General features: G+C 46.7%; 22 protein-coding genes and 1 pseudogene. 15 read left to right on the top strand and 8 right to left on the bottom strand.

All coding sequences use genetic code 11. The features are described from left to right. Positions 1-31 precede the first annotated feature (31 nt). From AC2CGA_RS17920 to AC2CGA_RS17930, 3 genes are all read right to left on the bottom strand, one after another. Entirely contained in the window at positions 32-421 is a 390-nt protein-coding gene (locus AC2CGA_RS17920) for a DUF2606 family protein (protein WP_024085032.1), read from the bottom strand. Beyond that, positions 384-1,295: a trypsin-like serine peptidase gene (locus tag AC2CGA_RS17925; RefSeq protein ID WP_003155497.1), complete on the bottom strand. Its 912-nt coding sequence runs from the start codon at positions 1,293-1,295 to the stop codon at positions 384-386. Before AC2CGA_RS17925 ends, AC2CGA_RS17920 begins: the two co-directional genes overlap by 38 nt. A gap of 144 nt (positions 1,296-1,439) precedes the next feature. Then, on the bottom strand, positions 1,440-1,592 hold the full coding sequence (locus AC2CGA_RS17930; RefSeq protein WP_003155495.1) for a small, acid-soluble spore protein K: 153 nt from the start codon (positions 1,590-1,592) through the stop codon (positions 1,440-1,442). Positions 1,593-1,715: 123 nt separating this feature from the next. Between AC2CGA_RS17930 and AC2CGA_RS17935 the strand changes: the two genes are divergently transcribed. The 6 genes from AC2CGA_RS17935 (at position 1,716) to AC2CGA_RS17960 (ending at position 7,731) form a co-directional block, all read left to right on the top strand. Beyond that, positions 1,716-1,985: a YfhJ family protein gene (locus AC2CGA_RS17935; protein WP_003155492.1), complete on the top strand. Its 270-nt coding sequence runs from the start codon at positions 1,716-1,718 to the stop codon at positions 1,983-1,985. Between the two features lie 131 nt (positions 1,986-2,116). Further along, positions 2,117-2,644, top strand: coding sequence for an SH3 domain-containing protein (locus AC2CGA_RS17940; protein ID WP_024085034.1), 528 nt, complete (start codon positions 2,117-2,119; stop codon positions 2,642-2,644). An 85-nt stretch (positions 2,645-2,729) separates the two neighbouring features. Further along, positions 2,730-3,065, top strand: coding sequence for an SdpI family protein (locus tag AC2CGA_RS17945; protein WP_024085035.1), 336 nt, complete (start codon positions 2,730-2,732; stop codon positions 3,063-3,065). Next, complete coding sequence (locus tag AC2CGA_RS17950) at positions 3,058-3,918, top strand: alpha/beta fold hydrolase (RefSeq protein ID WP_003155486.1); 861 nt, start codon at positions 3,058-3,060, stop codon at positions 3,916-3,918. Before AC2CGA_RS17945 ends, AC2CGA_RS17950 begins: the two co-directional genes overlap by 8 nt. A 210-nt stretch (positions 3,919-4,128) precedes the next feature. Beyond that, positions 4,129-5,109: a glycosyltransferase family 2 protein gene (locus tag AC2CGA_RS17955; RefSeq protein WP_003155484.1), complete on the top strand. Its 981-nt coding sequence runs from the start codon at positions 4,129-4,131 to the stop codon at positions 5,107-5,109. Positions 5,110-5,145: 36 nt separating this feature from the next. Beyond that, a complete protein-coding gene (locus AC2CGA_RS17960) occupies positions 5,146-7,731 on the top strand; it encodes a YfhO family protein (protein WP_484480262.1) in 2,586 nt (861 codons plus the stop codon). On the opposite strand, the gene AC2CGA_RS17965 is transcribed toward AC2CGA_RS17960, so the two are convergent. Then, a complete protein-coding gene (locus tag AC2CGA_RS17965; protein WP_003155481.1) occupies positions 7,728-8,711 on the bottom strand; it encodes a metal-dependent hydrolase in 984 nt (327 codons plus the stop codon). The genes AC2CGA_RS17960 and AC2CGA_RS17965 overlap by 4 nt on opposite strands. A gap of 225 nt (positions 8,712-8,936) precedes the next feature. Here AC2CGA_RS17965 and mutY point away from each other — a divergent pair, with 225 nt between their 5' ends. Further along, complete coding sequence (gene mutY, locus AC2CGA_RS17970; RefSeq protein ID WP_058906653.1) at positions 8,937-10,031, top strand: A/G-specific adenine glycosylase; 1,095 nt, start codon at positions 8,937-8,939, stop codon at positions 10,029-10,031. Positions 10,032-10,037: 6 nt separating this feature from the next. Here mutY and AC2CGA_RS17975 read toward each other — a convergent pair whose 3' ends face one another. Next, complete coding sequence (locus tag AC2CGA_RS17975) at positions 10,038-10,262, bottom strand: hypothetical protein (RefSeq protein WP_003155479.1); 225 nt, start codon at positions 10,260-10,262, stop codon at positions 10,038-10,040. A gap of 81 nt (positions 10,263-10,343) precedes the next feature. On the opposite strand from AC2CGA_RS17975, the gene fabL reads away from it, so the two are divergent. From fabL to AC2CGA_RS18000, 5 genes and pseudogenes are all read left to right on the top strand, one after another. Beyond that, positions 10,344-11,096 (top strand): enoyl-[acyl-carrier-protein] reductase FabL, encoded by a 753-nt coding sequence (fabL, locus tag AC2CGA_RS17980; RefSeq protein WP_003155478.1) that lies wholly within the window; start codon positions 10,344-10,346, stop codon positions 11,094-11,096. Between the two features lie 84 nt (positions 11,097-11,180). Next, positions 11,181-11,333, top strand: a pseudogene (locus tag AC2CGA_RS17985) (gamma-type small acid-soluble spore protein); the annotation flags it as partial. Between the two features lie 159 nt (positions 11,334-11,492). Beyond that, positions 11,493-11,759 (top strand): YgaB family protein, encoded by a 267-nt coding sequence (locus tag AC2CGA_RS17990; RefSeq protein ID WP_003155476.1) that lies wholly within the window; start codon positions 11,493-11,495, stop codon positions 11,757-11,759. A gap of 135 nt (positions 11,760-11,894) precedes the next feature. Next, a complete protein-coding gene (gene ntdP / locus AC2CGA_RS17995) occupies positions 11,895-12,425 on the top strand; it encodes a nucleoside tri-diphosphate phosphatase (protein ID WP_003155475.1) in 531 nt (176 codons plus the stop codon). Between the two features lie 82 nt (positions 12,426-12,507). Beyond that, positions 12,508-14,250, top strand: a complete 1,743-nt coding sequence (locus tag AC2CGA_RS18000; RefSeq protein WP_139885650.1) for an ABC transporter ATP-binding protein — start codon at positions 12,508-12,510, stop codon at positions 14,248-14,250. A gap of 79 nt (positions 14,251-14,329) precedes the next feature. On the opposite strand, the gene AC2CGA_RS18005 is transcribed toward AC2CGA_RS18000, so the two are convergent. Both AC2CGA_RS18005 and AC2CGA_RS18010 read right to left on the bottom strand, forming a co-directional pair. Continuing rightward, a complete protein-coding gene (locus AC2CGA_RS18005) occupies positions 14,330-15,394 on the bottom strand; it encodes an aromatic acid exporter family protein (RefSeq protein ID WP_003155468.1) in 1,065 nt (354 codons plus the stop codon). Positions 15,395-15,603: 209 nt separating this feature from the next. Further along, positions 15,604-16,893 carry a glutamate-1-semialdehyde 2,1-aminomutase gene (locus tag AC2CGA_RS18010; RefSeq protein ID WP_015388520.1) on the bottom strand — a complete coding sequence of 430 codons (1,290 nt, stop codon included), beginning with the start codon at positions 16,891-16,893 and terminating at the stop codon, positions 15,604-15,606. A gap of 158 nt (positions 16,894-17,051) precedes the next feature. Between AC2CGA_RS18010 and bcp the strand changes: the two genes are divergently transcribed. Together bcp and perR are read left to right on the top strand one after the other, a co-directional pair. Further along, complete coding sequence (gene bcp / locus AC2CGA_RS18015; RefSeq protein ID WP_139885651.1) at positions 17,052-17,525, top strand: thioredoxin-dependent thiol peroxidase; 474 nt, start codon at positions 17,052-17,054, stop codon at positions 17,523-17,525. A 124-nt stretch (positions 17,526-17,649) separates the two neighbouring features. Next, positions 17,650-18,087, top strand: coding sequence for a peroxide-responsive transcriptional repressor PerR (perR, locus tag AC2CGA_RS18020; protein WP_003155465.1), 438 nt, complete (start codon positions 17,650-17,652; stop codon positions 18,085-18,087). 34 nt (positions 18,088-18,121) lie between these two features. Here the strand turns inward: perR and AC2CGA_RS18025 are convergent, their stop codons facing one another. Further along, on the bottom strand, positions 18,122-18,475 hold the full coding sequence (locus tag AC2CGA_RS18025) for a YgzB family protein (RefSeq protein ID WP_007408568.1): 354 nt from the start codon (positions 18,473-18,475) through the stop codon (positions 18,122-18,124). 202 nt (positions 18,476-18,677) lie between these two features. On the opposite strand from AC2CGA_RS18025, the gene AC2CGA_RS18030 reads away from it, so the two are divergent. After that, complete coding sequence (locus AC2CGA_RS18030; protein WP_003155463.1) at positions 18,678-19,562, top strand: nucleotidyltransferase-like protein; 885 nt, start codon at positions 18,678-18,680, stop codon at positions 19,560-19,562. The last annotated feature ends 214 nt before the right edge of the window (positions 19,563-19,776 follow it).

Genomic DNA, 19,776 nt, shown 5'->3' on the forward strand with positions numbered 1-19,776 from the left:
TTGCAGGGGATATTCCGCCTGCAAGCTTTTTTCAATGTTTCAACGTAATGCTGATCACCGTATGTTTATCGCTCTCAGCTAAGGAAATATTCCGGGTTTCCGGTACCCCGTCTTTTTCAAAAACAACGGCATAGGTTCCTTTCGCGCCGCTTTTCCATGTCATCTCGCCGTGGTGATCAGTCTTGCCTATTATCTCTCCGCGGTCTATATTCGGCTGATGATCTGACTCCGCCGCTTTCATCACGGTAACCGTCACACCGGCCGCCGGTGAACCGTCTGCATTCTCAACATGGAGCGTAACGGGCAGTGCTTTTTTGGCGGCGGAATCATCCGCTTTGCCGCATCCGCATAAAACGGCTGCCGCGAGAAAGAAGACAAAAGCTTTATTGATTTGACCAATATTGAATGTTGTCGAATACACTGTTTGTCACCCTTGTTCCCAGATTGTAAGACGACCCGCCGTTTGTATGAATGGCAATGGCGGTCTGGCCGGTGTCGCTGTAATTGCGGTAAACGGGCGATCCGCTCTGGCAGCCGAACGTATCTGTCGTGTAAGTGAGTTTATATGTCTCGGCAGAACGTATCGGCTTGCTGTCCGACCACATGGAACCGGACACTTTGTCGCACGGATACCCTGTCACGGTTGAGGAAAGCCCGGCCGGACTGGAACTGTTGGTCGTCCGATAGCCGTACCAGCCGACAGTATTCCCGGGCGACCCGTTTACTTTGATTGCGCCGTAGTCATAGTTTGTGTCACCGTTTTCTGTCCACCCTTTGACACTGTAGAAGGTCTTGCCTGAATAAGAGCCGTACGGGTACGATGACCCGTTGCGGCCGGGAGCTGCCGTAATTTTCGATGCCCAGCCGTTTTTCTGATCATACACGCAATGTCCCGCCGTAACGATCGTGTCAGCATTGACAAAAAAACCGGTGCATCCGTAGGTGCTTGTGCTGCCGCTGTATGTAACGGTCAGCTGTGCTGTCGCGCGATATGGAAATGATGTTGTGGGAGAAATTCTGATTCGTTCGTCTGTCCCAATAATACTGGAAGGCTTTAATGACTTGATGTCAGCTTTGCTGTTTTGTGCAAGCTGTCTTTTGGTGAGGCCCGTTCCTTCATAAGCGGGGGATGTCTGTGTTGTTTGTACAGGCTGATTCTGATTTGCGTCAAACTCCTCACCGCTGTTTGATACAGATGTCTGCGGGCTGCCCGCTGCTTCTGCTGAAACAGCAAATAATGAAACTGACAGTAAGAATGCGGTAAGGCTCAGCAATCGTTTTGAAACTGTCTTCATTTTATAAAACCCCTCCTTTTTTGTCTACCGGCTTGCGGTTTAACATTTAACATATTATGGAATTAATTTAGCGTTATGACCGCAAGAGGATGTTTTTTTCCGCAAAAAAAAGACCGGGTCATTCCCGGTCTCTTACGGTGTGTGTTATCGTCTGCCTGAAGCTCTCATGCGCTCTTGCGGGTGCGAATTAATTGAACCGTCCGCTCGTTTAGAAGCGTAGTCATCCTTTGCCCGCGGTTCGCCTTCAAACTTATTATTGTTCTGATTAGGAAATCCTTTTGCTTTGTTCCGGACCATTTGTTTTCCCCCTCGGCCAATATCAAAAGGTTGCGCCTTCTGGACTGAAGACGTAAAGTTAGTATATGCCTGTGACAAGCTGCGTAAAAGCAGCAGGTTTTCCCAAGGAAAGGAGACAGAGACATGAATACATATATCGACAAACTGACGAATTTGCTGCTTGAGAAAAATGACATGCTCAGCTATTTGCAAGCGCGGACTTGGGTTGAGCTTTTATGGGGAGATTTCGAAGCGACTTACGCAAAAGCCGGCCGCCCGTATCAAGGAGAGCAAATGACGGAACGCGTCGTCAAGGAATGGATCGAATCATACGGCAGCAAGCTCCATATGTTCCAAAGCGTTCGGGAAGACGTTTCTCATTATTTGGATCAAAGCAGGGGTCTCCTGCATTAATATAGCAGTGCGCCCGCCGGATACCGTCCGGCGGTTTTTTCTTTTTATAAAAGAAATGGGAAAATCATGTTTGACGACCGGCGGAATGTGGAAATGTGTAATAACTTATAAAATAGCGGGGAGGAACCACAATGAACATGAAAAAGGGGTTAACCGCATTTATTCCGGCCGCAGGACTTTGCTTATTTTTAGCCGCAGGCACCGTTTTTTTTGATCCGGCAGCGAATGCCGCAGCAGTTCATCAGACAAAAATAGACACCGCAGCAGATACATATATCGTGAAAGCAGGAGAACTTAATGTCCGCAAAGAACCCAATAAACAAGGGCGGATTATCGGCACGCTTCGTTCAGAGGATTCCGTAAAGGTTAAACGGCTTCAAGGAGCAGATTGGGCTGAAATTGACTACAAAGGTCACAAAGCCTATATTTCCACGCATTTTCTGATGAAGCAGCCGGTGAAGGCGGTGACCGCGAAACAAACCGATTTTTATACGCCGACTTTGGAAACCGGCAAAAAAGAGTCCGTTAAAGCGGGTGAAACCGTCAATGTGCTCGGCTGGGGGTTCAGCCATGACGGAGGGTTTGACCGTAAATGGGCGTACGTCACATACGGCGGGAAAGCAGGTTATGTGAAAACGGCCGACTTAACTCAAAAGTAAAGATTCAGGCGGGCGAATAAGCCTGCTTTTTTTCTGAAACCTTTCGCTTTTCCTTTCGTAAAAGATGAAAAGGAGAGTGACGGATATGATAATGGTAATCGGCGGCCTTCTGATGGCTGCGGCAGGCATTTCAGTCGCGTTTTTTCCGCCGAAGTCGATCAACAGCCTGTACGGATATCGGACGAAGCGCTCTATGGCGGATGAGTCGCAGTGGAAAGAAGGCAATCGATTCAGTGCGCTCCTCATGATTCTGTTCGGCCTTATTTCGGCGGCAGCTGGATTTGCGGTCAGCCTGCTTATCCGGCAGACTCAGCCGTTCGCCCTGATCGTTCAGGCCGTATTGTTGATCGCGATCAGCGTACTGATCATCGTCTTAACTGAAAGAAGATTGAAACAAACGGGGAGGAGAATCGATGAATGACATTACGTTTCACATGATCGAAACAAACGGAGTGACGCTGCACACGGCTTCAGCCGGTCCGAAAGACGGTCCTTTGGCGGTGCTGCTGCACGGGTTTCCGGAATTCTGGTACGGTTGGAAGAGTCAGATCAAACCGCTGGCGGATGCCGGATACCATGTTGTCGTGCCTGATCAGCGCGGCTATAATCTCAGTGGCAAACCGGAGGGCATTGAAAACTATACCATTGATACGCTCAGAGACGACATTATCGGGCTGATCACTCATTTTACAGATGACAAAGCCGTCGTCATCGGACATGATTGGGGAGGAGCCGTGGCCTGGCATTTGGCATCCACGCGGCCGCAATACGTTGAAAAATTGATCACGGTCAATATCCCGCACCCGGCGGTTATGCGGAAGGTCACACCGTTCTACCCGCCGCAGTGGAAGAAAAGCTCTTATATCGCTTTCTTTCAGCTTCCGGAAAAGCCGGAACGGAGATTGTCTGAAGACGATTACCGCGTATTGGATCACGCGATCGGCTTATCTGAACGCCCGGCGCTTTTTTCACGGGAAGATGTCGACAGCTACAAAGAAGCATGGGGCAGAAAAGGAGCGCTCACGGCGATGCTGAACTGGTACCGGGCGATCAGAGCCGGCGGTTTAGGCCCTGCCGTTCCGCTTAAAATGCCCGTTCCGTACCGGTTAATATGGGGCGTCAACGACCGCGCGCTGAGCAAAAAGCTCGCCAAGGAAACAAAACGGATGATTCCAAACGGCGACTTAATCTTCATAGATGATGCCTCACATTGGGTCATTCACGAAAAACCGCGCATCGTCAGCCATTTGATTCATGAATACCTTCAGCAATAAAGTCTGTCCTCCGTACAGACTTTTTCTTTTTTTTCTCATATCTGCCGAAAAACATGACAAAATATAGATCATATGCAGAAAAAAATTTCTTTCCCTGTAACAAAAAAAGGGTTTAAACGTCATTAAAAAAAGGAAAAGCCTTACTGAAGTTTTGCGGACAATTCCTTTAAGGCCGTCCTAAAAAAAGAATAATACAAAGAAGGTGCCTTCATGAAACAAAGGTTAATCTCAATTATTATTCCGTCTTACAATGAAGGGAACAACGTCAAGCTCATCCATGAATCTTTAAAAAAAGAATTTCAGACGATTCATTATGACTATGAAATTTTCTACATCAATGACGGAAGCGCGGATGACACCCTTCAGCAGATTAAAGAACTGGCCGCCAGAAACCATCGCGTCAAATACATATCTTTTTCCCGCAACTTCGGGAAAGAAGCGGCCATTTTGGCAGGATTTGAACACGTGCAGGGCGAAGCGGTAATCGTGATGGACGCCGATCTGCAGCATCCGACCCATCTGCTGAAAGACTTCATTCAAGGCTATGAAGAAGGGTATGACCAAGTCATCGCGCAGCGCAACCGAAAAGGGGACAGCCCCGTGCGTTCCGTGCTTTCTTCCCTGTATTATAAATTTATCAACAAAGCCGTCGAAGTGGACTTGCGTGACGGGGTCGGAGATTTCCGCCTGCTGAGCCGGCAGGCCGTTGATGCCCTTTTGAAGCTGAGTGAAGGGAACCGTTTCTCGAAAGGGCTGTTCTGCTGGATCGGGTTTGACCAGAAAATCGTATTTTATGAAAATGTCGAAAGGAAGAACGGCACGTCCAAATGGTCATTCAGCAATCTGTTCAACTACGGAATGGACGGTGTCGTCTCCTTCAACAACAAGCCTCTCAGGGTATGCTTTTTCACCGGTATTCTGATATTGCTTCTGTCGATGGTTTATATTGTAACGACCTTTGTTCATATTCTGACACACGGCGTGTCCGTACCCGGATACTTCACCATTATTTCCGCCGTGCTGTTTTTAGGGGGCATCCAGCTTTTGAGTCTCGGCATCATCGGAGAATACATCGGCCGGATTTACTATGAAACAAAAAAACGCCCGCACTATTTAATTAAAGAAGCGAATATAACGTACGGAGAACAAAATGAAACGAATTATACAAAAAAGCGCAAGTGGAACCATTAAACAGCCGCCGCTGTGCGCAGGGTCTGGGGACGTTGTATGAAAAAAAATAAATGGATCTTGCCGGCAGCCTGTTTGCTGGCTGCGGCAGCCGCTCATATTTTTTTCTTGAAAGAGTGGTCGGCAGGCCGCTATATGACGGGGTCTGGAGACGGGATCGCCCAAATGGCGGTCTTCAAAAAGCTGCTGTTTGATCAATATATGAACGGCAGGCTGTTTTACAGCTATTCGTTCGGACTGGGCGGGGGAGTGTACAGTCAGCTCGGCTATTATTTCTCTACTTCTTTTCTATTCCTGTTTATCTCCGCCGCTGTCCGCTTTTTGCAGCTTATTCAGCTGACGGGTGAGGCTGATGCGCTGTTTTGGGCGCAGGCCTCCGTTTTTATCAGCATCGCCAAGCAGAGTTTCATCATATTCACGGCGGCGTGTGTGTTCCGCTATTTCGTCAAACGGACGGTGCCTGCTTTTGCCGGCGCCGTGTTGTACGGGGTCTCGATTATCTACTTCCGGCATGAGGTGTATTGGGACTTTTTCACTGACAGTATGGTGTGGCTGCCGCTGCTCGTGCTCGGCGCGGAAAAAATCATCAGGGAAAAAAAGCCGGCGTGGTTTATCTTCGCCTGTGCGCTGACATTGATCAACAACTTTTATTTTGCGTATATTAATCTGATTTTCATCGGCATTTATATCTTATTCAGGTGGATGATCCCCCTTGAAGGCAATGAGGCGAAAAGGCTCGCTCAATGCAGGATATTTATTCTGTCGGGCCTTCTCGGGTTCGGCATAAGCGCAGTTTCCTTTATCCCTGTCGTATACGGATATCTTCATAATCTGCGGCCGCCGTATTCAGAGCAAATTGCATGGCTTGATTTTTCCGACAACATTTTATTTTCAAGCCGGATAATCATTCTGCCGGCGGTTTTTTTACTTTTTCTATTTATATTTTCTTTATATAAAAACCGGCTGTTCCGGCTGTTTGCGGGAATCAGTCTGCTGTACATTCTGTTTCACTTCAGTCCGTTTGCGGCAAGCGCCTTTAACGGTTTTTCAGCTCCGCAAAACAGGTTTGAATACGTCCTGTGCTTCACGATTGCCGGAACGGTTGCAGCAGGGCTTTCTAAGCTTTCAGACATCAGCATGAAGAGTATGCTGATATCCGCCGTACTCGCCGTTCTGCTCTATTGGAGCCAAGTGAGACGGTTCAGCCTGGATATTTCTGATCAGGCCAACCTGCCTATCCTGCTCCTTCTGGGGCTGACCATTGCCGCTTTCCTTGCAGCAAAGACAAGACTGAAAGGCGCGGTGTCCGCCGTCTATGCCGTCATTCTCTTGACGGCGGTGCTGACGGCTAATACATATGAAAAATATGCGTTATCAGAAGGCGGGAAGATTTATACGGTATCGCATACCTTTATGACGGGTCCTGACTATAAGGGCAAAGAACAAACAGAGCTCATTCAGCGCCTGAAAGAAAAAGACCCTGATCCGTTTGCCCGTTTGGATTGGATGAACGGTGTTTTCAATAACACCCCGATCATATACGGGTTCAACGGATTCAGCGTATACTCAAGCATACTGAACAGCAATCTGCTGTCCTTTTACTGGAACGACCTCCGGATTGACATGGGCAGAGAAAGCGTCAGCCGTTATGCGACATTAGGAAACAGGGCTAATTTATACAGCCTGCTTTACGGAAAATATTATATGACGGAAAAAACAAACGGGGCCGGCGTGCCGTACGGGTTCAAAAAAATCATGGAATCATCCCATTATGCGGTTTATCAAAATCAATATATGCTTCCGTTCGTACGGACAGCTGATCGCGTATATAACGAGGACGGTCTGAAAAAAGCGCCCGCCCTTGCCAGAGAACGGGCAATGCTTGACGGGATCATCACGGAATCAAGCGCAGCCAACACGAAAAAAGCGCCTGAGGCGAAAAATATGATCCGTCAGGCAAAGGTAACGGCCGACCATGCCGATTATCAAGACGGCATCCTGACGGTAAATGAAGACGGCGGCGGCCTGATCATTACGCCGCAAGCCGCTAAGATGGACGGCGGCGATTATTACGTCAGCTTTTATTTGAAGAATAAAGCGAAGGACCAGGGCTTTACATTAAAAGTGAACGATTACACAACAACGAGAAAATCGAATCAATCCATTTACAAAACAGGTGTCAACGATCTTACTGTCAGAGTGCCGAAAACAAAAAACATCCAAATCCGTCTGCCGAAAGGATCGTATCAGCTTGACAGACTGGCGCTTTACGAAGAACGGTACGATACGCTGAAAAACGCATACCGAAAAGCGGAAAAAGAACCGCGGGCCGATCTCAGATGGCGCGGAAATACGCTTCATATCTCGTATGAAAACAAAACCAGCGCGCCGTATATCATGCTTCCGATTCCATATGAAAAAGGCTGGGAGCTGAAGATAAACGGCAGAAAAGAGCAGATTGAAAAAGCGGATTATTCCTTCATCGGATTTAAAGCGCAAAAAGGAAAAAACGATATTCAATTAACGTATTACCCGCCGTTTTTTAAACCCGCGGCCGCTCTATCGGTGATCAGCCTCGTGTTTGCCGCATTATATGTGAGAAGACAAAAAAAGCCCGGCTCTTAAACAGAGCCGAGCTTTAATTTTTTCTGCAGTTTTTCCTCGCTGAAAATCCAGCCCGTGTAGGAAGAGAGAAGCTCTAAATCATGACTGAGGTGGACGATGGCGACAAAAGGATAGTGGCCTTTGCTCCGGTAGCGCAAATCAATAAAGCGCACCTCATAATGATCTTTAAAAGTATCGACCTCCCACCTGTAAACGGGGGAAAATGAAAGAAAGGCTGCAATATTTTCGTCCTGTTTCGCGGCCTTCATCACATCGGTTTCCGGAACGGGCACGCGGTTGAATGTATCCAATATCACGACATGGCCGTCAAGGCTTCTGCCGACATAAAAGGCATGCGCCGTCGTCACGGCGATACGCCACTGCCTGAATTTCATCGTCGGCGAAATAATGATGGTTTCAATCTCCTCTTCAATCATTTCGCGCAGCCTTCGCTTTATCCGCAGCTGCATCAAAAACCGGACGGCGTAATATCCTGCAAGGATGATATAAAGCATCAGAAATGTCACGCCCGGATGACCTCCGATATACCAAACGGCAATCGCGGCCAAATGGCTGACGAAAATAAACGGATCAAAGGTATTGATTAAACCGAGAGCGATCCATTTTCTCGAAAACGGACGGATGGCCTGTGTGCCGTACGCGTTAAAAATGTCAACAAACACATGCAAAACGACAGCCAGAAGCGTCCACAGCCACAGGTGCAAAAAGTTCGCTTCCGGATAAAACATAAACAAAATGCCCGGAATCAGAACGGACCAAAATAATACGGCGGGAATGGAGTGCGTGAATCCTCTATGATTTCGAATATAAACGGCATTATTTTTCAGCTTCAATATGGTATCAATATCAGGTGCCTGAGAGCCGGCAAGCGCGGCGATCATAACTGCCTGAGACATGGGGGTGTGCATGCCGACGGCAGGATCAAGAGTTGCGATTCCGCCAAGCGCGATACCCATGACAACGTGAGTGCCAGTATCCATTGTTGACCTCCTAGCAGGCGTTAAAAAACAGCCGCCCGCATATTTCGCATTATAAGATATTCCCCATTTTCTGTTTGCCCAATCATGGCGTTTATCCGCCGTTCTCATATGTTTCCGCTTTTTCTTTATCACTATTTAATGTAACATATTATCGTAACGTGCCCTTAGTTTACACCAAAATACAGTGTCAAGAAAAGCGGAACCCGAAACATCTGAGGAGAAGATATGAACGCACTTGAAGAAAAAATGAAACAAAAAGATATAGACAAATTTCGCGAGGACTTAATTACATGGTTCGAAAGAGAACAGAGAATTCTGCCGTGGAGAGAAAATCAGGACCCGTATCGGGTGTGGGTGTCAGAGGTGATGCTGCAGCAGACGCGCGTAGATACCGTCATTCCTTATTTCCGGCGGTTTGTTGAGCAATTTCCGACCGTTTCGGCGCTCGCTGAAGCCGATGAGGAAAAAGTGCTCAAAGCCTGGGAAGGGCTAGGTTATTACTCCCGTGTAAGAAATCTGCAAAGTGCCGTAAAAGAAGTACATGAGCGGTACGGGGGAGTCGTCCCTGCCGGGGAAAAGGAATTTGGCGGACTGAAAGGCGTCGGCCCTTATACAAAAGGCGCCGTGCTCAGCATCGCATACAACAAACCGATTCCCGCCGTAGACGGCAATGTGATGCGTGTCATGTCGAGAATTCTTTCCATATGGGACGATATCGCAAAACCTAAAACCAGAACCATTTTCGAACGGGCGGTATCCGCTTTCATTTCTCATGAAAAACCATCTGAATTCAATCAGGGTTTAATGGAGCTCGGCGCGATCATCTGCACCCCGAAATCACCGTCATGCCTGCTTTGCCCCGTACAAAAGCACTGTTCGGCATTTGCGGAAGGGACAGAGCGGGAGCTGCCCGTTAAAAGCAAAAAGAAAAAGCCCGGAATAAAAACAATGGCAGCCGTTGTGCTGACAGACGAACAAGGCGATGTCTATATTCATAAACGGCCGCCAAAAGGCTTGCTCGCCAACTTGTGGGAGTTTCCGAATACCGAAACCCAGAAAGGAATCAAAACCGAAAGAGAGCAGCTTGAAGCCTATTTAGAAAAAGAGATGGGAATAACCGCTGAAATCGGGGAGCTGGAAGGCATCGTAGAACATGTTTTCACCCATCTCGTCTGGAATATTTCGGTCTTTTTCGGTAAAGTAAAACAAGTGTCGGATACAACGGAATTCATACGGGTCACAAAAGAGGAGCTCAAGGAATACGCATTTCCCGTTTCCCATCAAAAGATATGGAAAATGGCGGAAGAAAGCGGCCGCTAAAAAGCGTCAGTCATAGCTGACGCGAGTGCCGTGGCCGTAATCCGCTTCATTCCGTTTCAGTCCGCCGCGGGCTTCGATTTCCTGAATCAGTTCCCGGTATTTGGACTGGCCTTCTTCGTTTAAATACGGCATAATTTGCTGGAAGGCATGATGGAAATAGGCGAGCTCTGAATCTCTCCAATCTTGTTTGGGCATCATGGCCAATTCGCCCATATCACGTCCGACATACATATAAAAGACCCCTTTCAACAGATATTGCTTTTATTGTTTGTTGAATGAAAAGAACTATACACAGCAAGGAGCTGAGGAAAAATGGAACAAAATAAATGCGCACTGATCACGGGAAGCAGCCGAGGCGTCGGGAAAGCAGCCGCCATCAGACTCGCGGAAAAAGGATACAATATCGTCATCAATTACGCCCGCAGTAAAAAAGCGGCATTAGAAACCGCCGAAGAAATTGAAAAACTCGGCGTTAAAACGCTCGTTATTAAAGCTAATGTCGGCCAGCCGGCAAAAATCAAAGACATGTTCCGCCAGATTGACGAAACATTCGGCAGACTGGACGTGTTCGTCAATAATGCGGCTTCAGGCGTGCTGAGACCGGTTATGGAACTCGAAGAAACACACTGGGACTGGACGATGAATATCAACGCGAAAGCATTGCTTTTCTGCGCCCAGGAAGCGGCAAAGATGATGGAGAAAAACGGAGGCGGCCACATCGTCAGCATCAGCTCGCTCGGCAGCATCCGCTATCTTGAAAACTATACGACGGTCGGTGTCTCAAAAGCCGCTTTAGAATCGTTAACCCGTTATCTGGCGGTTGAGCTTTCTCCGAAAAACATCATCGTAAACGCGGTGTCAGGCGGAGCGATTGATACGGACGCGCTGAAGCATTTCCCTAACAGAGATGAACTGCTGGAAGATGCCCGCCAAAATACGCCGGCCGGCAGAATGGTCGAGATTAAAGATATGATCGACACGGTGGAGTTTTTAGTTTCTTCAAAAGCGGACATGATCCGCGGCCAGACCATCATTATTGACGGCGGACGCTCTCTGCTCGTATAAGTTTTAAAAAAAGATGAATAGCCTTATCGTCTCCTGCGCATTCTAAAGTGCGTGGAGGTGATAACAATGGCAAACTCAAAATACAGCAAAACAGACGTTCAGCAGGTGAAAAGACAAAACCAGCAATCAGCTTCCGGTCAGGGTCAATACGGCACTGAATTCGGCAGTGAAACTGATGCGCAGCAGGTTAGAAAGCAAAACCAATCTGCTGAACAAAACAAACAGCAAAACAGCTAATCACTGAAACGAAAAAGCACTTCATCTTCGGATGGAAGTGCTTTTTTCTGTTGCCAAAACGACAAAACTTGTGATTCCTCTACAGAATGAGTCAAAGGGTTTTCCGGCGTAAAATCGAAATGGTAAGGAGTATCAACCTAAAGCCTAAGGAGGAACCCGATGTCAGAGTTTGAAAAGCTTGTAAGTGAACAGATGAAAATCATGGATCAGCTTCTCGAGCTGCAGTCAGAACTTGACCGCTGCCGGCAGGTGGAAGCGGAACTCATCAGTCTGGAAAGAGATGCAAAGCTGGACAATGTACAGGACGAAATTGCGACAAAGCGAAAAGACCTGGCCGGCATACAGGAGTTATTCCAAAGGCAGACAGAGCAAGTCATCCAGTCTTATCGCAGCACGGAAAAGCCGTCTTCCTATGTGCAGAAATGAATGTGCCATTCCGGAAGCGGAGTGGTTCTTTTATTTTCATTTTTTAATTCGTAACGTTATAATAGTGAAAAGACTTGTCGGAAAGCAATTGCGGCTGCATTGACTGCAGGGCTTTACAGAAAGTAGGGGAGAAATATGGGATATCCCAAGGAAGGAGAAACCATTCAAATTCACAGCTATAAGCATAACGGGCTGCTTCATCGAATTTGGAATGAAACGACGATTTTAAAAAGTACGGAATTGTGTATCATCGGAGCCAACGACCGGACAATGGTGACGGAATCCGACGGACGGACGTGGGTGACGAGAGAGCCGGCGATCTGCTACTTTCATGCCCGTCAGTGGTTTAACGTCATCGGAATGCTGAGAGATGACGGGGTACACTATTATTGCAACATCAGCTCGCCGTTCGCTTATGACGGAGAGGCCATCAAATATATTGATTACGATTTGGATGTCAAGGTGTTTCCGGATATGACGTATAACATTCTTGACGAGGATGAATACGATGACCACCGCAAATCAATGAATTACCCTAAAGAGATCGACAGCATTCTGAAGGAGTACCTGAATACGCTGCTGCACTGGATTCATCAGCGGAAAGGACCGTTTGCTCCGGAATTTGTTGATATGTGGTATGAACGGTATCTGCGCTATACAAAATAAAGAATACAATAAAAAACCTGTTGGGGTGTCAACAGGTTTTTCACATGGGCTCACACGCCTTAAAGAGAGAGGGGGATAAAGTGTGGGCGTAATCAGACGCTATATGCAATTTGTAAAACCTTATAAAAAACAAATTTTTATCACAGTGTTAATCGGCATTATAAAATTCTCCATCCCGCTGGCTCTCCCGCTTCTGTTAAAATACGTGGTCGATGACATTATTCAAGGGAGCGGAACGGCAAGCGCTAAAACATCATCGCTATTCACGATAATGGGCATCATGTTCGTGCTGTTTTTAATTCTGCGTCCCCCGGTAGAGTACTATCGGCAATACTTCGCACAATGGACGGGCAGCCGGGTGCTCTACGATATCAGGGGGGTATTGTTTGATCATATTCAGAAATTGAGCCTGAGGTTTTATGCCAACACGAGAACGGGCGAAGTCATTTCCCGGGTGATAAATGATGTCGAACAGACAAAAGACTTTGTCATAACGGGACTGATGAATATCTGGCTTGATATGATGACGGTGCTGATCGTCATCTGTATTATGTTTACACTCGATGTGAAGCTGACATTGATATCTGTCATTTTGTTTCCGTTATACGGAATTTCAGTGAAATACTTTTACGGCCGTCTCCGAAAACTGACACGTGAGCGTTCTCAGGCACTCGCCCAAGTTCAGGGACATTTGCACGAAAGAGTTCAGGGGATGCCCGTTATCAGAAGTTTCGCCATTGAAGATTATGAACAAGCCAATTTTGATGAAAAAAACGGACATTTTCTGGACAAAGCGATCCGTCATACGAATTGGAACGCGAAAACGTTCGCAGTTGTGAATACCATTACGGATTTGGCGCCGCTGCTTGTTATCGCGTTTGCGGGTTATTTTGTCATAAACGGCCCGCTTACGGTAGGGACGATGGTTGCGTTCGTCGGCTATATTGACAGAATGTACAATCCGGTCAGAAGATTGATCAACTCATCGACGACGCTGACCCAGTCGATCGCTTCAATGGACCGCATATTTGAATTTATCGACGAGCCGTATGAACTGACTGATAAACCGAATGCACTAAAAGCTGACGGCATTAAGGGTGAAGTTGAATTCCGAAATGTCTCGTTCCGTTATGAGGAAGGAAAAGAAACGATTTTGCAGGACGTTTCCTTAAAGGTGACAAAAGGGGAAACCGTCGCGCTCGTCGGGATGAGCGGCGGCGGAAAATCGACGCTTGTCAGCCTCATACCGCGTTTTTATGATGTATCCGGCGGCAGCCTGCTGATTGACGGCGCAGATATTCGCGATTATGAAGCGAGAAGCCTCCGCAATCAAGTCGGAATGGTGCTTCAGGATACGTTTCTGTTCAGTGAGACGATTCGTGAAAATATCGCTATCGGTAAACCGGGAGCGTCTCTGGATGAGGTGGTTGCGGCTGCGAAAGCGGCAAATGCCCATGAATTTATTATGAACTTACCCGAAGGCTACGAAACCAAAGTCGGCGAACGGGGCGTCAAATTGTCAGGCGGGCAGAAGCAGCGGATTTCGATCGCCCGTGTATTCTTAAAAAATCCGCCGCTGCTGATCTTGGATGAAGCGACATCGGCTCTTGATCTTGAAAGTGAACACTACATTCAGGAAGCGATGGAAAAGCTTGCGAAAAACCGGACGACTTTTATCGTCGCCCACAGGCTGTCCACGATTACGCACGCGGATAAAATTGTCGTCATGGAAAACGGCGCCGTCGTCGAAACCGGCACGCACGAGGAATTAATGGCCCAAGGCGGCCAGTACAGACACTTATTTACGATTCAGAATTTGAACTGATACAAAAACGTATGCCGTCCCAATGGGCGGCATACGTTTTTTTGAATGCAAAAAAACCCGGTTTTACGGAAGCACCGGGTTACTCTTCGTCTGTTTCTAATTCGCTGTCTTTCGGGTGGTATGTCTGAAAACTCGTAATTAGTGTATCGAGATGCTCCAGCTGCTCGCGGTATTCCGCAACCGCAGCCATAATGCTGAGCATATTGTAATCAAGCAGTTCATCCTCGCAGTTCTGCTGATTTTTCAAGAAAGACTTCGTCAAAAGCTGTTTATATCTTATGCTTTCTTCAGCATCGTCATCATGCGGTTTGATCTTGCCGACCGTCCGCATCAGAATCCTTTCGTGCCAATGAAGCAGATAATCAATTTCTTCTGTCAGCGTCTCCTGAAATTCCTCCGGCATATGATAAATCTCGTTTTCATAGCGGTGCAGCTTTTTCAGCGTATCAAGCGCCCGATTTGCCGTAATAATCGCCTGTCTGAATAAAACAAGCTTGCGCGACTTTACATACGTCGTTTTCTTAAAGTAGCTTCTCTCCTCTTTATAAAGAAGGTACGTATGATCAAGCTTCATCATTTTTTCCTTCAGCTTCTCAATATCCTCTTTCAATATCGAGTGTTCCGTGGACTGACGCATCGTCAGCCTGATCCATTTCATGATCTCATCGGTATATTCAACCGTATGATGAGTCAGCTTCGTTTCGTATTTCGGCGGAAGAAACACAAGGTTCACAATAAAAGAAGACAGCACGCCTAAAATAACGGTGCTTGTTCGTATCAGAGCGAACGTCAGGAAGCTGTTTCCCGGTGTTTCTAAAATCGCGATAACCGTCACGAGCGCAATCGAAATGGTGTGTTCAATTTTCAGTTTTAACATGATCGTGATGACAATCACTGCGGTCAATCCGATCATAATCGGACTCGGTCCGAAAATCAGTCCGAATACCGTAGCGATGACAGCGCCGATGATATTTGCCTGAACCTGATCAATAATGATAAGAAAAGACCTGTAAATAGAGGGCTGTATGGCAAATATAGCTGCAATCCCGGCAAAGATCGGCGACGGAAGTCCGATCCATGATGCTAAGTAGAGCGCGAGCGTAATCGCAATCCCTGTTTTAAAAATGCGGGCACCAAGTTTCATTGGTTTGTGCGTGCATTCCTTTCTCTAATAAATTATGTGCCGAACGAACGGCTGACACTTACATTTCCCTGTCGGCTGATTTGCTAAACAATAAAGTAATATACAGGGATCATACCAATTATTCAAGGTCTTTTTTTGAAAAAACCATTATCTCACAAATCGGACAAAAAGAAAAAGCGGAAGCCCCGGGCTCCCGCTTGTTTCAGAAGTTATTTTTTCATATGTCTGAACGCATCTTCAACGGCTTGTAAAGTGGCGTCGATATCCTCTTCAGTATGTGCGGTTGTGATAAACCAAGCTTCATACTTCGACGGAGCGAGATTGATGCCGCGTTCAAGCATCAGCTTGAAGAACTGGGCGAATGCTTCTCCGTCCGTATTTTCCGCCTGCTCGTAATTGACGATTTTTTCATCAGTGAAGTAAACCGTGAGCGCGCCTTTTAAACGGTTGACGGTGATGGTAATGCCATGTGTCTCCGCATGGGCGAGAATGCCTTGCTCAAGTCTGGCGCCGAGCTCATCAAGCCGCTCGTAAACGCCTTCTTCCTTCAGCACTTCCAGGCAGGCGATGCCTGATAGGATAGATGCCGGGTTTCCGGCCATCGTGCCGGCTTGATATGCCGGGCCGAGCGGAGCAACCTGCTCCATGATCTCTTTTTTGCCTCCGTAAGCGCCGATCGGCAAGCCGCCCCCGATAATTTTACCGAGCGCCGTTAAATCAGGCTTCACTTGAAGAAGATCCTGCGCGCCTCCGTACATAAAACGGAACGCCGTGATCACTTCATCATAAATGACGAGCGCGCCCGCTTTATGGGTCAATTCATTTACCTGTTCTAAAAATCCTTCTTCAGGTTCAACGATGCCGAAGTTGCCGACGATCGGCTCGACGAGAACCGCTGCAATTTCTGAACCCCATTTATCCAGCGCGGCTTTGTAGCTTTCAATGTCATTGAAAGGAACGGTAATGACCTCATTGGCGATGCTTTTCGGCACGCCGGCGGAATCAGGGGTGCCGAGCGTAGACGGGCCGGAACCCGCAGCGACAAGTACGAGATCAGAATGGCCGTGATAGCAGCCGGCGAATTTAATGATTTTTGTGCGGCCTGTATAAGCGCGTGCAACCCGGATCGTTGTCATCACCGCTTCAGTGCCTGAGTTTACGAATCGTACTTTATCAAGTGAAGGAATGGCCTCCTTCAGCATTTTGGCGAAAGTGACCTCATGTTTGGTCGGCGTCCCGTACAGCACGCCGTTTTCCGCCGCTGTTTTAATCGCTTCAGTAATATGCGGATGGGCATGTCCGGTAATAATCGGACCGTAAGCCGCTAAATAATCGATATACTGATTCCCGTCTACATCCCAGAAATAAGCGCCGTTCGCTTTTTCCATCGCAACGGGTGAACCGCCGCCTACCGCTTTATAGGATCTGGACGGGCTGTTCACGCCTCCGACGATATGCTCTAACGCTTCCTTATGAAGTTCAACTGATTTTGTATACAAAAAATGACCCTCCTAATATCTCCTTACATCATGTTCTATTGTAGCATGCTTCATTGCGAGCACAACGGGTTCATGCTTCCAGAAAAGAGCCGGGGGATAACGGTTGTAATCTTAACGTGAATTGGATACGCTTAATAAAAAACCCGGAGGTATAAGAAATGACGATTGAAATCGGACAAACAGCACCGGATATGAAATTAGTGAATGACAGCGGGGAAGAAGTAGCATTGACGGATTTTAAAGGGAAGTACGTCGTTCTCTATTTTTATCCGAAAGACATGACACCCGGATGCACGACGGAAGCATGTGATTTCCGTGATCAGCACGAAAGTTTCGCGGGACTTGATGCGGTTATCATCGGAGTAAGCCCTGACAGCCGTGATAAACATGAAAAATTTAAGCAAAAACACGATCTTCCTTTCCAGCTCCTCGTTGATGATGAGCACAAACTGGCGGAAGCTTTTGATGTGTGGAAGCTGAAGAAGAATTTTGGGAAAGAATATATGGGTATCGAGCGATCCACTTTTTTGTTAGACAAAGAAGGCCGTCTTGTGAAGGAGTGGAGAAAGGTAAAAGTGAAAGATCACGTTGCCGAGGCGCTTCGCAAATTGGAACAAATTGCGTCTAATTAATGGACAAATGCTGAACTCACGGGGTTTTCTTCAGATTACATTTGACAGGAGACCGGAAAAAGATGTACACTAATTATAAACATTATAAAGTAAGAATCTTTTTTAGAAGAGAGGTGCATGACGGATGGCTGCACATGAATTAAAAGAAGCCTTAGACACGTTGAAGGATACGGGAGTCCGGATTACTCCTCAACGTCATGCCATTCTGGAATATCTCGTGGATTCTATGGCACATCCGACAGCGGACGATATATATAAAGCCTTGGAAGGGAAATTCCCTAATATGAGTGTTGCGACAGTGTATAACAATTTGCGTGTATTCCGGGAAGCGGGGCTTGTAAAGGAACTGACGTACGGAGATGCGTCCAGCAGATTTGACTTTGTCACCTCTGACCATTATCACGCCATTTGTGAAAGCTGCGGAAAAATCGTGGACTTCCATTATCCCGGGCTTGACGAAGTGGAACAGCTTGCTGCTCACGTCACAGGGTTTAAGGTAAGCCACCACCGTTTGGAGATTTACGGCGTCTGCCAAGAATGTTCCAAAAAAGAAAACCACTAAACGAAGCTGACCGCTTTGATACGGTCAGCTTCGTTTATTTTACACTGTTTTTTCTGTTATAAGACTCATCGAACGCTTTGCCTTCCAATCCTTTATCCAATGTAAGAGGCTCTCTGCAATGCATGCACATATCCACTCTGCCCAGAATCTTCGTTTCTTTCTCGCAAGCGGGGCACATTACCCGGACCGCTTTTGTGGACAGCATGCCGATCCAAAAATAAACGGCGGTGCTGAGTCCGATCGACAGCAAGCCGAGAATCATAAACAAGCTGGCAAGCAAAACAGACTGCTTAAAGAACAGCCCGATGTACATAATGATAAACCCAACGAAAACCAAACTTAACGCAAACGTTCTGATCTTATTAATTTTGCTTGAGTATTTCGCCATGTCCATCCCCCTCTCGTTTAACTATAGCACAAAACAGATGGCATATTCTTCATGTTTTCGTAAGAAAAGGGAGGAATAAATATGGCACCTGAAAGGAAATTTGTTATAATAGTGCAATGTGTTTAGAAAAAAGGACTTTCATGTTTTATCATAGAAATGTAGAAACAATAGCTAGTGAAACAATCGCATTGGAGGAATCGTAATGGACAATCTTCTCCGTCCAATTTACCAAGAAAGAGCAAGTCATCCCGATACGCTGGCCGTCCTTATGATTGAGAGAAGGAGTAAAGCATCATCCATCACGGATAACTTTGATGCGGTCATGCTTGTCATTGTCAAACAGGCTGATGAACCTCTTTTTATAAAGCATTATGAATTCGAACACAAAACCGCTTCTTTACATATTGTAACGGATGCTCTGCTTCAGGAATGGATTCTGCTTGGGACAAATAGAAGAGTCATAGATTGGATCATCAACGGCAAAGTGCTGTTTGACCGCAATGAATATATATCTGAACTCAATGACCGGCTCAGCACTTTTCCTTTCGCCGAGCGGAAATTAAAGATCGGAATGGAATACGGCAAGCTGATCAGAAGATTTGTAGAAGGAAAAGCGTTTTTTGAAGCTGATCATTTTCTGGATGCATATTATGCGGTAGTGCACGCTCTTCACCACTTGGCCCGCATAGAAGTGATTGACCGGGGGTTTTATCCCGAAACGACAGTCTGGAACCAGGTCCGTCACATTGAGCCGCAGGTATATAAGCTATATTCCGAACTTGTCGAGAGTCACGAAAGCTTGGAGAAAAGGCTCGAATTATTATTCTTAGCAAATGATTTTCTCATCCATTCAAAAGCTGAAATCGGTTCTGCGCACCTTTTTCAGGTGATGAAAGAAAAAGAAATGTGGCAGTTTGGAGAATTGCTTCAGCACCCTGAACTGGTGCACTTCACCCAAGATCTCGGTGTCATGCTTGATTACCTGACGGAAAAAGGCTTTGTTGAAGTATCTCAAATAGAGACCAAAGGGCAGGAAGTATATCATCGAGGATATTCTTTCAAAAAAAGTGTTGACGCTGAATCATAGGCATGGTATATTATTAAACGTCGCTGATGCGCTTCACCAAAAAGCTCACAGCGGCGGAGAAATAAAAACAAAAAAAACATTTGACAGCAAATCGCTGAAATGTTATACTGAAAAAGTCGCCTCGAGATGAGGTTGAGATGATCTTTGAAAACTAAACAAGACAAAACGTACCTGTTAATTCAAAGTTTTAAATAAATCGCACAGCGATGTGCGT

The sequence above is a fragment of the Bacillus sp. SYZHCR11 genome, from assembly GCF_057196865.1.